The organism is Bombilactobacillus sp. ESL1197 (assembly GCF_058107145.1).
Genome location: NZ_JBYLTY010000006.1, coordinates 1 through 15833, shown reverse-complemented (window position 1 = coordinate 15833; position 15833 = coordinate 1). Strand labels below are relative to the sequence as shown.

General features: G+C 37.4%; 15 protein-coding genes, 3 pseudogenes and 1 other annotated feature. Of the genes and pseudogenes, 11 read left to right on the top strand and 7 right to left on the bottom strand.

The genetic code is table 11. From position 1 onward, the window contains the following. From AC3B6B_RS09305 to AC3B6B_RS09255, 11 genes and pseudogenes are all read left to right on the top strand, one after another. On the top strand, positions 1-1060 hold a 1060-nt coding region (locus tag AC3B6B_RS09305; RefSeq protein ID WP_489758332.1), incomplete at its 5' end, for a glucosaminidase domain-containing protein. Positions 1061-1102: 42 nt separating this feature from the next. After that, positions 1103-1310, top strand: a binding site (T-box leader). 36 nt (positions 1311-1346) lie between these two features. After that, a complete protein-coding gene (gene leuS, locus AC3B6B_RS09300; RefSeq protein WP_489757727.1) occupies positions 1347-3767 on the top strand; it encodes a leucine--tRNA ligase in 2421 nt (806 codons plus the stop codon). A gap of 31 nt (positions 3768-3798) precedes the next feature. Then, positions 3799-5461 (top strand): annotated as a pseudogene (locus tag AC3B6B_RS09295) (putative polysaccharide biosynthesis protein). Positions 5462-5680: 219 nt separating this feature from the next. Next, complete coding sequence (locus AC3B6B_RS09290; RefSeq protein WP_489758331.1) at positions 5681-6196, top strand: hypothetical protein; 516 nt, start codon at positions 5681-5683, stop codon at positions 6194-6196. A 23-nt stretch (positions 6197-6219) separates the two neighbouring features. After that, positions 6220-7080, top strand: coding sequence for a hypothetical protein (locus AC3B6B_RS09285; RefSeq protein ID WP_489758330.1), 861 nt, complete (start codon positions 6220-6222; stop codon positions 7078-7080). Beyond that, positions 7080-7718, top strand: a pseudogene (locus AC3B6B_RS09280) (lysozyme family protein); the annotation flags it as partial. The gene AC3B6B_RS09285 and the pseudogene AC3B6B_RS09280, both read left to right, overlap by 1 nt. 57 nt (positions 7719-7775) lie before the next feature. Then, positions 7776-8056: pseudogene (locus AC3B6B_RS09275) on the top strand (C40 family peptidase); the annotation flags it as partial. Positions 8057-8084: 28 nt separating this feature from the next. Continuing rightward, positions 8085-8747 carry a hypothetical protein gene (locus AC3B6B_RS09270; protein ID WP_489758078.1) on the top strand — a complete coding sequence of 221 codons (663 nt, stop codon included), beginning with the start codon at positions 8085-8087 and terminating at the stop codon, positions 8745-8747. Between the two features lie 10 nt (positions 8748-8757). Then, positions 8758-9660 carry a hypothetical protein gene (locus AC3B6B_RS09265; RefSeq protein WP_489758079.1) on the top strand — a complete coding sequence of 301 codons (903 nt, stop codon included), beginning with the start codon at positions 8758-8760 and terminating at the stop codon, positions 9658-9660. A gap of 296 nt (positions 9661-9956) precedes the next feature. Beyond that, positions 9957-10307 (top strand): hypothetical protein, encoded by a 351-nt coding sequence (locus tag AC3B6B_RS09260; RefSeq protein WP_489758329.1) that lies wholly within the window; start codon positions 9957-9959, stop codon positions 10305-10307. Further along, positions 10289-10654, top strand: a complete 366-nt coding sequence (locus tag AC3B6B_RS09255) for a hypothetical protein (RefSeq protein WP_489758328.1) — start codon at positions 10289-10291, stop codon at positions 10652-10654. Before AC3B6B_RS09260 ends, AC3B6B_RS09255 begins: the two co-directional genes overlap by 19 nt. 130 nt (positions 10655-10784) lie before the next feature. Here AC3B6B_RS09255 and AC3B6B_RS09250 read toward each other — a convergent pair whose 3' ends face one another. The 7 genes from AC3B6B_RS09250 to AC3B6B_RS09220 all read right to left on the bottom strand — a co-directional run bounded on the left by AC3B6B_RS09250 (position 10785) and on the right by AC3B6B_RS09220 (position 14702). Next, positions 10785-11963, bottom strand: coding sequence for a CynX/NimT family MFS transporter (locus tag AC3B6B_RS09250; RefSeq protein ID WP_489757066.1), 1179 nt, complete (start codon positions 11961-11963; stop codon positions 10785-10787). Positions 11964-12141: 178 nt separating this feature from the next. Next, the gene (locus AC3B6B_RS09245) at positions 12142-12540 is read right to left on the bottom strand and encodes a PTS sugar transporter subunit IIA (RefSeq protein WP_489757065.1); all 399 of its coding nucleotides are present in this window, start codon (positions 12538-12540) and stop codon (positions 12142-12144) included. Between the two features lie 80 nt (positions 12541-12620). Beyond that, the gene (locus AC3B6B_RS09240) at positions 12621-13325 is read right to left on the bottom strand and encodes an ATP-binding domain-containing protein (RefSeq protein ID WP_489758327.1); all 705 of its coding nucleotides are present in this window, start codon (positions 13323-13325) and stop codon (positions 12621-12623) included. Between the two features lie 246 nt (positions 13326-13571). Continuing rightward, a complete protein-coding gene (locus AC3B6B_RS09235; protein WP_489758326.1) occupies positions 13572-13718 on the bottom strand; it encodes a hypothetical protein in 147 nt (48 codons plus the stop codon). Between the two features lie 449 nt (positions 13719-14167). Then, positions 14168-14344 (bottom strand): hypothetical protein, encoded by a 177-nt coding sequence (locus AC3B6B_RS09230; protein WP_489758325.1) that lies wholly within the window; start codon positions 14342-14344, stop codon positions 14168-14170. Positions 14345-14389: 45 nt separating this feature from the next. Next, positions 14390-14560 carry a hypothetical protein gene (locus AC3B6B_RS09225; RefSeq protein ID WP_489758324.1) on the bottom strand — a complete coding sequence of 57 codons (171 nt, stop codon included), beginning with the start codon at positions 14558-14560 and terminating at the stop codon, positions 14390-14392. Next, positions 14538-14702 carry a hypothetical protein gene (locus tag AC3B6B_RS09220; protein WP_489758323.1) on the bottom strand — a complete coding sequence of 55 codons (165 nt, stop codon included), beginning with the start codon at positions 14700-14702 and terminating at the stop codon, positions 14538-14540. Before AC3B6B_RS09220 ends, AC3B6B_RS09225 begins: the two co-directional genes overlap by 23 nt. Positions 14703-15833 lie beyond the last annotated feature (1131 nt).

The window sequence follows — 15833 nt, the reverse complement described above, 5'->3', positions numbered from 1 at the left end:
CTTAAGTTGTTTAACTGCATTAAATGCTTTAAAGCATAGTAGTGTGACGAGTTATGCTGATAGTTTTGATCAAGTGACAATTAACGTCAATGATGCTGATAACTTGGAAAATGTGGTCACATCGTCCGGATATGGGGATCAAACATTTTTAAATTATTTGGGTTTATCGGCGCAAAAGTTAGCCAATAATAATGATCTTTATGCTTCAGTTATGTTAGCCCAAGCACTCTTAGAAAGCGGTTGGGGGACAAGTACTTTAGCCCAGGCGCCTAATTATAACTTGTTTGGTGTTAAAGGCAGTTTTCAAGGATCAGCGGTTAATATGGCCACGCAAGAAGATGATGGCAGTGGTAATTTGTATGGTATTCAAGCTAATTTTCGCAAGTATCCCTCCTATCGTGAGTCCTTAGAAGACTACGTTCGTTTACTGCGCGATAATGGCATGTATTCTGGAGCTTGGCGTAGTAAAACTAGTTCCTATAAAGATGCTACTAGCTTTTTAACGGGGCGTTATGCCACGGATACATCATATGCCGATAAATTGAACAGTTTGATTGAAAAGTATAATCTAACGCGGTTTGATCAATCAGTTGATGCTACTAAACCAAGTGTCAATGACATTGTAGTCAATAATGTTAGTTTAGTCACAAATGATGTGAACCATAATTCTACAAGGAATACTTATCAAAATCAACAAGCCCCGGTAATTGTGAGAAATAAATTTCAAAATCCAGCAGCTGATGCTTCAGCTACTAGCGAAACACAAACGCCGGCTTTACCGGTTATTGTTAATAATTCCCTGAATGAATTAATTAATACCAACAAGGAAATATTGCAAGCTCCTAGTACTAAACCAAGCAATCGGCCTAAGGATGCAAAAACTGAAACTGATTTTTCACGGACAATTCCTAGTGGAGATCATGCTGATCCAGCTGCTGTTATTAAAAAAGCACCAGTTGTGCAGGCTAAAGCAGTTTCTAATACTAAGTCAACCCCAGCTACTGATAATTCAATTCAAGTTTCGCCACAGGAAGCTGCAACTGAAAATTCGTCAGACTAGTTGCAATTAGCGTGATTTTTATTTATAATATGCGTCAGATTAGTTTTTACCAAAGGAATAGTAATTGAAAAATTGATTATCAGAGAGTGGAAGGTTAGTGTGATTTCACAGATATTTTTTAATGAACTCATCTTTGGAGTTTGATTACTGAACTAATAGTAAGTAGTCACGGGGTATCGTTAAATACTTGAGAGTTATATAGTTAATATATAAAACTTAGGTGGTACCGCGGGTAAATTTCGTCCTATTGCAAGAGCAATGGGACTTTTTTTGTAGGAGGGTAATTATGGGTTATAATCACAACGTTATTGAAAAAAAATGGCAAGCCTATTGGGCCGAACATAAGACGTTTAAAACAACAGAAGATCCAAATAAGAAAAACTTTTACGCGTTAGACATGTTTCCTTATCCATCCGGTAAAGGATTACATGTTGGGCATCCAGAAGGATATACCGCGACCGATATTATTGCCCGGATGAAGCGGATGCAAGGCTATAATGTCTTACATCCCATGGGGTGGGATGCATTTGGCTTACCCGCTGAACAATATGCGCTGAAAACTGGACATAATCCCATTGATTTTACGCAACAAAATATTGATACATTTAAGCGGCAGATTAATTCGCTAGGTTTTTCTTACGATTGGGAGCGCGAAATTAATACTACTGATCCCAATTATTATAAATGGACACAGTGGATCTTTGAACAATTGTATAAACGAGGGTTAGCTTATGAAGCCAAAGTTCCTGTTAATTGGAGTCCGGATTTAGGTACAGTAGTCGCTAATGAGGAGATTGTCAACGGCAAAACTGAACGTGGTGGTTTTCCAGTTTACCGTAAGCCAATGCGACAATGGATGCTCAAAATTACGGCTTATGCGGATCGTTTATTGGATGATTTAGATTTGATCGATTGGCCCGAAAATATTAAGGAAATGCAGCGCAATTGGATTGGCCGGTCAGTCGGTGCTGAAGTTAAGTTTGAGATTGCCGATCATGATTTAACATTTAATGTCTTTACGACACGGCCAGATACGTTATTTGGCGCTACTTATGTAGTCATGGCTCCAGAGCATGAACTAGTGGATCAAATTACTACCCCACAACAAAAAGCACAAGTTCAACAATATCAGGAAACAACTGCTAAAAAGAGTGATCTGGATCGGACCGATTTAAATACTGAAAAAACAGGTGCTTTCACAGGCGCTTACGCTATTAATCCGATTAATGGCGATCGGTTACCAATTTGGATCTCTGATTATGTCTTGGCTAGCTACGGGACGGGTGCTATCATGGCTGTTCCAGCACATGATGACCGAGATTTCGAATTTGCTAAAATGTTTGACTTACCAATTAAAGCAGTCATTGCGGGTGGTGATGTCAGTGATCATGCTTATACAGGTGATGGTGAACATATTAATTCGGAGTTTTTAAATGGTTTAAATAAACAGCAGGCAATTGATAAGGTTTTGGCGTGGTTAGAAGATCATCAGGTTGGCCAAAAGAAAGTTAATTACCGCTTGCGAGATTGGGTCTTTTCACGGCAACGTTACTGGGGTGAACCCATTCCAATTATTCATTGGGAAGATGGAACCACGAGTTTAGTTCCTGAAGATGAATTACCATTACGTTTGCCAGCAGAACATGATATTAAACCTTCAGGTACGATTGAAAGTCCGTTGGCTAACTTGACTGACTGGGTCAATGTGGTTGATAAAAATGGCCGCAAAGGTCGGCGGGAAACCAATACAATGCCACAATGGGCTGGTAGTTCTTGGTATTTCTTGCGTTATGTAGATCCACATAATGATGAAGCAATCGCTGATTATGAAAAATTAAAACAGTGGATGCCCGTTGATTTATACGTCGGTGGAGCCGAACATGCTGTGCTGCATTTACTGTATGCAAGATTTTGGCATAAGTTCTTATACGATTTAGGTGTTGTACCGACACCAGAACCGTTCCAAAAATTATTTAATCAAGGAATGATTTTGGGTAATAATCACGAAAAAATGTCGAAGTCCAAAGGCAACGTTATTAATCCTGATGATGTTGTCGATGAATATGGTGCTGATACGTTACGTCTTTACGAAATGTTTATGGGACCGTTAGATGCTTCCATTTCTTGGAGTGAAGATGGCTTAGCTGGTTCTTATCGTTTCTTAGAGCGGGTTTGGCGCTTATATATTAATGCAGATGATGACAACACTTTGCGGACTGATTTTATTACCGAGCAGCCGAATGCTGATTTGAAAAAGATTTATAGTGAAACTGTGAAACAAGTTAGTGATCATTATGAAAAGTTACAATTTAATACGGCAATTTCGCAAATGATGACTTTTGTCAACGCTGTGCAAAAGCAAGATCAGTTTCCAAAGGATTACGCTGAAGGTTTAATTAAAATGTTAGCCCCAATCGTACCGCATATTGCTGAAGAAATTTGGCAAAAATTAGGTCATGATGAATCCATCACTTATGCTCAATGGCCAACTTACAATGAAGAAGATCTAGTTAGTGCTGAAGTCGAAGTTATTTTGCAAGTTAATGGTAAGTTAAGAAATAAGATTACGGTGCCAGTTGATATTTCCAAAGCTGATTTAGAACAAAGAGCATTAGCTGATGAAAAGACACAATCATTTATTGCTGATAAAAAGATTGTAAAAACCATTGTGGTTCCGCAAAAAATTGTGAATTTTGTGGTAAAATAATAATTCATCAATTTTAGAGAGGATCAATTTGATGGATCAAGATGTCGAAGAGAATACAGTGACAACTGCGGTAACTGGTGGCAAAAATGATTTAATTAAGGGTTCAGCTTGGATGACGGCGGGAAGTATTTTTTCGCGAGTCTTGGGTGCTATTTATATCATTCCGTGGAATATGTGGTTTGGTTCCGTTTTAACGGCTACCTTGGCCAATGCCCTATTTGCTAAGGGCTATAATATCTATAGTCTATTTTGATAATTTCGACGGCGGGTATTCCCGGGGCAATTTCCAAACAAATTGCGCATTACAATGCTTTAAACGAGTATGCGGCGGGAAACCAGTTATTTAAACAAGGCATCAAAATCATGGCTTGGATGGGCATAATTAGTGCAGCGCTGATGTATTTTGGCGCACCGCTTTTGAGTGATTGGTTTGCTGATGGCAATGCCAATGCCATTCCAGTTTTAAGAGCCTTGGCGATTGCGTTATTAATCATTCCGTTGATGAGTCTCATGCGGGGCTATTTTCAAGGCTATTCACAAATGGCGCCTTCAGCGGTTTCTCAATTAATTGAGCAAGTGGCGCGCGTAATTTATATGTTAGCGGCAACGTATTTAATTATGAAGGTGCAAAAGGGCAGTTATGTTAGTGCCGTAACGCAATCGACCTTTGCGGCTTTCATTGGTGCGGTCTTTGGTTTAGGAGTGTTGGTAATTTACTTTTTAAAACAATTACCGCAAATTCGCCGTCTATCACGACAAAGTAAAATTTGAAATTGATACACGTCATCAGAATTTTTTGGAGAAATTATTCGCCAAGCAGTTCCTTTTATTATTCTGGATTCTGGCATTATCTTATTCCAATTATTTGATCAGTCGACGTTTAATTCAATGATGTCGTCGTTTCAACATTTTAGTAAAGACACATTGAATGCTATGTATGCTCTATTTGCCTTTAATGCAAATAAATTAATTATGATTGTGGTTTCTTTATCAACAGCGATGGCTGTTACTGCGATTCCCTTATTGTCAGCAGCTTATTCGCGTCATAACCAAAGAGAAATTCAAGATCAAATTGGTAATATCTTACAATTGTTTTTCTTAGTTATGTTACCGGCAGCTTTAGGCATGTATGCAGTAGCTAAGCCTTTGTATATTTTGTTTTATCGATATGATCAGTTGGGGATTTACTTGTTACAATTTAGTTGTGTAGTAGCTATCTTGTTGGGGCTATTTACGGTTTTGTCAGCTATTTTACAAGGACTATATCAAAATAAAATGGCGATTAATATTTTGTGATTGGTTTTATTGTTAAAATGCTTGTACAATATCCATGTATTTTAATTTTTAGTAGTTTTGGACCCTTAATGGCGACTGCTATTGGCATGGCGGTCACGTGTTGGCTGATGTTGCGATTATTGTGTGTGAAATTTGAGTTTAAATTACAGCCGACCATTAACCGTACTTGTGGCATTTTTATGTTAACAGTTGTGATGTTAGTAGCCATTTTAATCTTGGATTTTGTTGCATATCATTTGGTGAATAATCAAGGTCGCCCGTGGGCTATTGTGTTATTATGCCTGGAAGTTGTATTAGGTGTTGGGATCTATGGTTATTTAATTTTAAAATCGCACTTAGCGGAGAAGATTTTAGGCTCCAAAGTTGCTAATTTACGGCAAAAATTGCATATCAATTAATCTGTTTTAAAAAACAATAAGGTTGGAACGCAATAATGAATTAATGTTCGTTTACTTCTAGATAGAGTACGATCATTAATCTTATTGTTCCAACCTTATTTTTTTGCTATTACAAGTTGATTAGAATCAGAAACAGTGGCTGAAAGTCTGAATAATTAGCGATTAAACGGTGGTATATAATATGTTAGTAATAAGCAATTTACCAAGCATGGAACGCTATTGATAGAATGGTCTGAAAATAATATGGAAGTAATTGATTTAAAAAAAGATACGACTCCTCTTCAAAAAGTTAAGCAGCATCCGAAGTTGATTAACGTACAAGAAGTCGCAGAATCAGGTTTTTATAATACAATGTTTGCACAAAAAATAGGCCGCTTAAGAAAGCGCGTCTTCGTTTTGTTAGAACAACAGCAACCAACTGCCATTATCACTTCCTTAATTCCCAACCGCTTTTTACCACAATTGGATCAAAGTGATTTAATGGATTTGGAAAATCTAGTAGATTATCAATGTCAGGTTAATCAAATCACTCAAAATGTGATGTTAACATGGGCTAATGAAAAAGAACGTAAATTGTTCAAACAAGAAGTTGACCGCTTACAAGTTTTGGTAGAAAAAGCAATTTTTCGTAACAAGCAAGGAACGATTATTCGCTCGGAAGAAACGGTGCTGTTGCCGGACCAATTTATTTTTCAACTGTTGGCGCCCATAATGGCGATCAATTTCGTTTTTTAAATCCAGCCTTTACCGCCGATGATTTGACGGAGTTAAGAATTTATCTGCATCGCTTTTATGAAGCAATTAATTTAGTTCCAAAAAATTACGAAAAAGACCCTCACTTCCAAATTACCGACTTGCCTGCTAATGAATACCCGACTTTAACGGATTTTTACAATTGGCTAATGAAGCAAAGCGTTGGTAATCAAGCAACATTTGATAAAAAGCGGACGCTAGAAAAAATACAGACGTCATTGCAAGATATTATTTCAAACTACGGGTATGTCTTTGACGGACATTCAACTGTGAAAAACTTGTCTCACGAACAAATCGTCTATTTTGGTGCCGGTAATTTGCAATCACTATCCCGTGAGGTTTTCCATTGTCAGTTGTATACAGCGTTAACTATCATTTGGAATCATGCGTTACAAAATGGTATTCGGGTTCGTCAAAACTTAAAATCTGGCAAGATTAAAGAAGGCGAAGAAACGTATTGTTTAGCTATTTTGGACGAGTGCCACAATATCATTAATACCAATATGATCTTTGCTGTTCAATACGTGAGTCGATTTGAGCGGGAAATGCGGAAGAATTACGCTGGTGTTTGGTTTGCCACCCAATCACCAGAAGAAATGATCCCTGAAGGTGCTAATAGTGCTGACGCTTCAACGATTAAAACCGTTTTACAATTTACCACGTACAAATTTTTAATGCGGACTGATCCAGCGACCATTCCAGCAATTAAACGATTATTAGGCAATTCCATAACTAAGTCTGAATACGAAAAGTTGGGAACTTTAAAAGTTGGCCAGGCTGTTTGTAACTTTGGTAAAAATATTAACTACACCGTCAAATTTAATCCTGATAAAGAACAATTAAAGAGATTTGATGGAGGGCTTTAATGTTAAAAAAATTTTGGAAATGGATTGTAGGAGGTTCGGGGGCATTAATAGTTACCTTTGTAGTATTAGTTGTCATAATTATTGGCGCTATGTCCCAAGCAGCCGGTTCGGGTGGTGACGATGGTGACGATTATGGTGACGTAACTAATATTGGCTTGTCAAAGGAGGTCTTGGCTTATAAAGATTTGGTAGAAAAAGAATGCAAAGCGCAAGGCGTCCCCGAACTTGTTCCTTATGTCTTGGCAATTATGATGAATGAAACGCGGGGTATTGGAAATGACGTTATGCAATGTTCAGAATCGCAAGGATTACCACCCAACTCTTTAAGTCCGAGTGAAAGCATTCATTATGGTGTTGCGTATTTAAAAAGTAATAAAAACTTAGCTGATCAGTATGGAATTGATATTTTCGGTGCGATTATGGGCTACAATTTTGGATCCAACTATATTAATTGGATGGCCAAAAATGGTTATAAAAAGAGCACGACACCAATTGCTGATCAATACTCAAAAAACGTTGTTGCGCCTGCCTTAGGAAATACTAGTGGCGCAACTTATGTTTATAAAAACGAAATTTCGGTTCCCTACAATGGCGGCTTTTTATACACCAATGGCGGGAACTTTTTTTATGACAAATTAGTAAAAAGATATTTGCAATTTGGCAGCAGCAAACACAAACGAACTCGAAAAAAGCATAGTGGTTCAAAGGTTATTGACGAAGCTCAAAAGTACCTCGGAGTTCCTTACGTCTGGGGCGGCCATGACCCCGCAACAGGCATGGATTGTTCGGGTTTCGTGGGTTACGTCTTAACTAAGGTCACGGGCAAGCAATATCCACAATATACAGTTTCGCTAGAAAGTTGTGGCACACCTGTTCCGCTCAGTCAGTTGTCCGCCGGAGATATGATTTTGACGTTTGTCATATTCGGCCCTTATCAGCATGGCAGCCAGACTTTGCTGTTCGTCCTAATTTATAAATCATTAATTATTAAAGGAGTTTTTATGATGAAAAAAGAGATCAACAATGGTAATGATCGAACAAAAACCTATTTAGGAATAATAGCAGCAGTTTTCTTTTGTTTAACAATTTTGTTTGGCTATACGACTTTAACAAGTAGTCAAATTAACAAAGCTAAAGCTAATAAAATAGTGGCCCCATTTTCTAAGAAATTAACTAAGGATCAACAGATGATCAGTAGTTTAAGGGCAGATAATCAAAGTTTACAAGCACAATTAAGTGATCAAAAACAAAAATCAGAAACAAAAAATAATAACTCTTTGAGCTCACAAAATGTTTTTTTAAATGGCTATGGTGATTTAGCAACAAAGTTTGTTTCGCAAATAATTGGCCCACATACCGCCGCTGACATTCGTAAAAATTTAACTGGTATAGCTACTAAAGAAGTGATTGATAAGGTTGCTCCGGTAGATCAAAATGAAAAGTTTGATTCTAAAGTACCACAATCGAAGATCACGATTGACCACGTTGATAGTTTTATTGACAAGAGTTCGATCACTGATCAAGTCGCTAAAGTTTACGCCATCGCCCACTACAAAATTGACGAAACAGATATGACCACGCGCATTAATTTAACGATGGGGATTGGTGATAATAACAAATTAATTGTGACTGACGCCGCTTATGACGTTCCTAAAACGGATAATTGAGGTGCTGATTATGTTTAAAAAAAAGCATAAAGTGAGTAGCGCAATTGACTTAAACTCACACCGTAAAAGATATCTAATGATTATCTTGGGGTTTATTTTTAGTATCTTTATTATCTTTGTTTATACTCTTTCAAAGCCCCAAAGTATTTCTAAATACAAGACAACAACTTATTCGCAAATGGGTGATTTAAATTTAATAACTGACAAAGTAACTTACGACGCGTCCAAACAAGAATTAAGAATTGGTATTTTAGTTACCAATCAAGCTATGAATAGCAATAGTAAAACAAAGAGTGAAACTAATTTTAACGATATGATGAATAACTTAGATAACGATTCGGAAATTTTGGAGACGATGAGTAATATTAAATTCAAAGCAGAAGCGATTGGCATTAAGCAACAAAATGTTAAACTACCCAATCAAGTACGGATAATTAATTCTGATTACTTGGTTATTAATGTGCATCAAGTTCCTGCGTCTGAGCCCTTAATTCGAGTAGTGCTAACGCCAAAAGTCATGAATAAAAATGTTAACTCATCGATTAGTTCTAATAATAACTCTTCCATTAGGTCTTATTTTTTACGTAAAGATTATGTTAAGCAACCGTTGAACGACGCTTATTATTCTTACAAATTTGACGCCGACAAAGCAAAGATCAAATCAATTAAGAAAGTAATTAAGCAAGGTCAAAAAGAAAATCAGTCGCTTCAAAAAGACATTCAAGATAAGCAAAAGTTGGTTGCTAAGGTTCAAAAGTTAGAAAAAATCGATTCAGATTCAAGCTTGGAAAATCATCGGTCACAAGTTCAAAGTTATCAGTCAACTATTAAGCAGGATCAGTCACAAATTGATTCTATTAATCAAAAAATCAGTAGCTTAAAAAAGCAAATTCAGAGTATTAATCGGAATTAATTTTAAAGCAGACTTAAGTTTAAAAGCACGGGGGTTAGGGCCGAAAACCGTCTTTTAGTAAAGAGCATAAGGAAACCTGCTGGCAAATCCATTCTGGATTTGCTGCATAGGCTGTGCCTATGCGGTTTCTAAGACCTAAATCTTGCCGTCAAAATTTCTTAAAAATATCCCTAAAACAGGACAGTCCTATTTTAGGGATATTTGTTTTACCAGCATTCTTAACTGCCTTGTAAATAGGACAGTCCTGTTTACAGGAGCAACTTTTAGTCCCTGCTTTTTTATGAAAGGAAGTAATTATGAAATTAACTGTTAGAAATTTAGACCCAACTGTTTCGGCAATGTTGAAACAAAAGTTAAGAGATATGCGAGAAAAAGGAATCAAAATAAACCAAGATGAGCTGGTATCAAATTTATTAGAAAAAGCATTGACTGCTGATTTTTATGACTACAAAAAAGATATTTATGATAAGTCAATTGCTACTTTAACAGACAAGTTTCAAGAATATATTGATAGCAATAATAAAGTTTTAGAAGTTGTAGCGGGTATTGAAATAGAAGTTATCAGCTATTGGCAAGGAAGTTTCTATTATTTTAGAGATTTTAAAAACCAATGCACCGGAAGCTTACGATGGCCTTTGGTTTTGTAGCTTTTGCTTTATCCTATGTATTTGTCATCTTCTTTAATAATCCGGCTTGCCACATTATCGGTAATATGTTTTCTGGTATGGGCATTGTAATGGTTAATGCGACAATTCAATTCGAATTATCCATCTTAGCTGACGAGAAGCAATTTCCAGTTGTTATTTCGATGAACACCCTAGTTTCCTCAATTGCCGGTGTGATTGCACCAATGCTCTGGGCAGCAATTAAAATCCCTGCTGGTAAAGCATCATTCATTGCCGCAACTATTATGTGCGCTGTGATTGCTTTAGTATTACTAGTTACCCGAATGGGCAAGGTGATTGAAAAGCAACAAACTCAAACTGAAGCTTAATTTTCAGTAGTTAACTTAACATCCAAAAATAGCGAATTAGCCTTAAAGACTAGTTCGCTATTTTTGTGTATTAAGATTATTAAAAAAGGGCTCGCTACAGTGACAAAACACTAGCTAACCCTCAATTAAATTATTCATTCGGCAATGGTTTTTGATGAGTGATCACAATACCACTGATCAACAATAAAATGCCTAAAATGCTATAAGCAATGAAGATTGGCGTAAAAGAATGAAGCTGGCCTTCAATTACTCCCGTTAGGGTTGGTCCAATCGCTGCTAACAAATAACCGACTGATTGCGCTGTTCCTGATAATTTTGCTGTTTGATAAACGGAACTAGTTTTCCGCTGGAAAAAGACCATACACAAACTAAAGGCGGAACCCGAAGCTAAACCAGCGACAATTGCTAAAATCATATTGCCCATAAAACTATGTGGCACTAGTAACAAGCCAAAGGTTCCGATCGCAAAGCCACCACCAACAATCGCTACACTCGCATACATTCCCGGCTTTTTGCTAGCTAAAGCAGGAATTATTAAGGACATTGGCATTCCACACAGTTGATAAACGGTGGCTAATAATCCGGCTTGTGTGGTTGAAAAACCATTATGACTCCAAAAAACAGGCAACCAAGTTAACATGGAATAATATAACAACGATTGTGTCCCAAAGAAAAAGGTCATAAACCACGTTAAGCGGTATTTTTTAATTGATGGTACTTTAACCGCTTCATGTTTGGCCACTGATTGTTTTTTTGGTAGTTGGCGAACCACAACCCACCAAATCACAAAAGCAATTAAACTAACAGTCGTCATTAATGCAATTGTGGCCGCTAAATTAGTCTTTTTAACTAAAGGTGCTGCTAAACCTGTGCCAGCCGAAGCCACCAATCCCATCGTAAAGGTATATAAACTGGTTAATAAGGTCGCTTTTTGGGGAAAATATTCTTGAATCACTGCTGGTAATAAAACATTGCCGCCAGAAATACCTAGTCCGACTAAAACTGTCCCAATTAATAAAACCCAGGTACTCGGAATGACCCGTAAATAACCCCCAACCGTTAATGTCAGTAACGTACACCACAATACTTGCGCATTGCCGAAACGAATGCCCCATTTAGCAATCATTGGTGATAATAAGGCAAACATCAGCAGAGGAATCGTCGTCAACAACCCACTTAAACTAGTTGCAAAACCCAGTGCACTATGTAACCACGGCAAGATTGGCGGTAACATCGTAATCGGCAAGCGTAAGTTGGCCGCAATTAAAATAATTCCTATAGCTAAACCAAAATATGTTTTCTTTTTCAAAATACAACATCCTTTACTTCTAATTCTAATACGTTTTAGACACAGCAAGAATAACTTTACTAGCAATTATGCTATTTGGCAACTAATTGGCAACTTTTATCAACCAAAAAGCAGCTCAGACAAAAAGAAAATGCTCGTATACAACGAACATTTTCCTGAATTTATATTATTTTCAATTTTAGTTATAACGTCTTAACTTAGCATTAACATCAACAATCCCATTCTTGCTGGCTGCTAGTAACTTTGTTTTACTTAAATGACCCGCCGTTAAAGATTGGTTCGCAAACTCAATTACCATGGGTAGATTAATCCCACTAACCACCTGCAAGCGCGGATATTTCACCATCAATCGTAAAACGACATCTGACGGCGTTCCACCTAAAAAGTCAATGGCTGCCACTGTCTCTTCTTCCAAGTTTTGTTCCAAAAAATATTCCGCTGCTTTTTGAAAATCGGCCGCACTTTGATCAGCACTTAGACCAACTGCATAAGCATTCGGCAATTCTCCCACAATCATTTCTGCACTAGCTAAAGTTGCCTGAGCCATTTGTCCATGACTCATCAATAACATTCGCATTTTGTTTCCCCCAAGTTACTATTCAATTGGTTTATCAACCAAACTTCAATAGTTTAACATGGTTGTCAAGTAACATTGATTTACTCTTGTATATACAGCTGCTGCGGAACTTGCGCTACCAGTGGTTCCAGTTGCTTAACCGCCAAAATGCTGAGGCGGTGCATTGCCCGCGAAGCAATTGTATAAATTAATTGGCGTTCGTCAGCTTGGAATTGTCCCGCACTAGTATTCCACATAATAACAGCATCAAATTCTAAGCCTTTCGCTAAGTAGGCCGGAATCACAATATTACCAGCGGCTAAGCGCTGATTTTCTGAACGAATTAAAGTAATTTTTTCAATCGATTTTAGCTGATCATAAACTTGTTGCGCTTGGGCCAAATCACGTGTGATAATAGCCGTCACATATTGATCTTGTTGGTTTAATTGTAATTGATGTAAAACGGCTTTGAGCATCTGTTGTTCATCCGCATTAATCTTCACGTTCGGCAAGTCACCATCGCGATTAAACGGTGTGATTTTTTCACCTTGCGTTAACAATGCCTTCGTAAATTCGGTAATTTGTTTCGTAGAACGATAAGAATGTGTCAACTGGACCACCCGCGTTTTGGATGCATCAAACAATTGCGTAATTTCTTTGAGTAAAGTATTGTTTTGTTCCTTGACTAAAATTGACTGGTTCAAATCACCCAACATTGTATAACGAGCTCTAGGAAAGCTGTACTTTAAATAAGCTAACTGAAATGGAGTATAGTCTTGAATCTCATCAATAAAGACAAACTTCATACTTGTGTCCCCGTGATAACCCGTAATCAAATCATAGAGATATAAGTACGGTGAAAATATCCGTAATCGTAATTCTTTTAGCCTTTAAATTTTTGCCGAAAGTCTGTTAAATGCTGTTTGCCATTGTTGAGGCGTAATATGCCACTGTTGTAAAATCTAATAATTGCGGTACTGTTTGTAAAAAATTTTTGATACGTCGCAGTTAAGTTGACAAAATTGTTATGCTGAATCTGGCGTGCTAAAGGTTTAAAGGCTTGTGTCCACAATCTTACGGGCTAAAAACTTTTGTTCTGCATCACTGTTTTTAAATTCTTGGTCAGGATAATCATACAAAGCCCGTAATTGTTCTTGGCTCAACGACTCAATCGTTTCTTGAACCCATTTCTTGCGCATTTCTTGACCCAAAACGTTGATTCAAAATCTTCATGAGTCCGTTGTCTAGTACCATCAATGCGATTGATTAACTTATATTGCGAAACCAAAAGCCATAATAAAATTTCGGCAATTTTGGTTTTTGGAAATCAAGGACCCGTTTCTTAAATTTTAAATCTCGAAAAATAAACACCGCCACTGCCTAGAATCTGAGCATAGTTGGTTTCCAATTTAAAGAATTCGATATCGGTCATCAAATCAGTGACCACATCTTGATCTTGATGAATTGTTTGTTCAAACTGTTCAAACAAAAGTTTGTAATTGTAAATGTGGCAAGCGCCGCGCAACATATTGCAAATAAGTCATTTGCACCATATTTTGTTCGCCCATCTCGGGCAAGACTTGGCTAATATAGTCATTAAATAAAACATATTAGGCGAAAAACATTAAGGACTTGACCTGAAGTCAATTTACGACGGTAACGATAAAGTAAGAAAGCAATTCGTTGCATAATAGCTGACGTTTTTACCCGAACCAGCCGCACCTTGCACAAACAGCAAGTCCGAAGTAGTATCACGAATAATTTGATTTTGTTCGCGTTGAATGGTTGTCACAATGCCCCGCATTTTGGTACTGGCTTTTTTCATCCAAAACTTCTAGTAACATCTGATCACCAATGGTTTTCTTCGGTATCATATAAAGTCCTTAATCTGTCCATCTTGGATAATAAATTGACGCTTTAATTGCACGTCAAACTGCTTGCTCACCGTCCCGGTGTTTGATAAGTGATTTTTCCCCAAATCACCATCATAATAAATTGAAGAAATGGGCGCCCGCCAATCATAAACTAAAAAAGTGATCATGGCGGTCGGTAAATGATCCTAAACCAATATAGATGGTCTCTGGTTTACCAGCTGGTAATTCTTGAAAATCAATGCGTGCAAAAATAAGGATTTTTGTTCCAGCTTTCGTAAGACCCCCAGTTGTTGGTGCGAACGTTGCCAAGAATTATTTCTTTCGGCCAGCATCTGTTTGCTGTTGATGAATCGATAATGCCCCCCGCCATTGAAAATAGCGTCATCACCCATGCCAATATGCACATCATCCCCAAAAAGTCCGGTCAATTTCTTTAATGTCGGCTTTGGCGGTGGCCATACTGTGCGTTAATTTTAGTTCGGCCTGTTGAATCTTTTGAACAACATCATTCAAATGTGCTTGTTCTTGTTGCTTGGCTGTTTTGTTTTTGTCATTCTTTAACTATCCCCAAATTTTTTTATTAATAGCTAAAACATTTAGTGAAATATTCTAGCATAGAGTGATACAAAAATCATAGTTTAATACTGCGACAAGTGCCGCTTCAAAGCCGCGGACTAACCTAGGATAACCAATTAAGTGGCGGTTTTTTAACTTGATTGGTTATTCGTAGTTAGACACAGGCTTTTTGGCACTTGGAGCGCTATTTAAATACTGCGACAAACAGCGTTTAGAAGTTGAGTATAGCCTAGAATAAGGACTTAAGTTTTGCTTTATAAACTTGAGGGCTTATTCGTAGCTAAACGCAGACTTCTGCTGTTTGGAGCGCTAATAAACACACTGCGACAAAGGGCGCTTAGAAACTGAGCACTAACCTAACCAAAACTAAAGTTGATTCTTAACTTTAGTTCTTGGGCGTAGTTAGGCGCAAGTTTTTGCCCTTTGGAGCGCTATTTAAGCACTGCGACAAACAGCGTTTAGAAGTTGAGTATAGTCTAGAATAAGGACTTAAGTTTTGCTTTATAAAACTTGAGGGCTTATTCGTAGCTAAACGCAGACTTCTGCTGCTTGGAGCGCTAATAAACACACTGCGACAAAGGGCGCTTAGAAAACTGAGCAATAACCTAGACCAAAACTAAAGTTGATTCTTAACTTTAGTTCTTGGGCGTAGTTAGGCGCAAGTTTTTTTGCCCTTTGGAGCGCTATTTAAGCACTGCGACAAAAGCTGAGCACTTACCCAGCTCAGACACTGAAAGCTTTGTAATTAATATTGAATGTCGTTAGCACAAATTTTGCTACTTAAAGTAGCAGATTATAATGTAATGCCACATAGATTTTTACCGATTAGTCTCTAAGTTATACATTAAAATTGTATTACCCTCA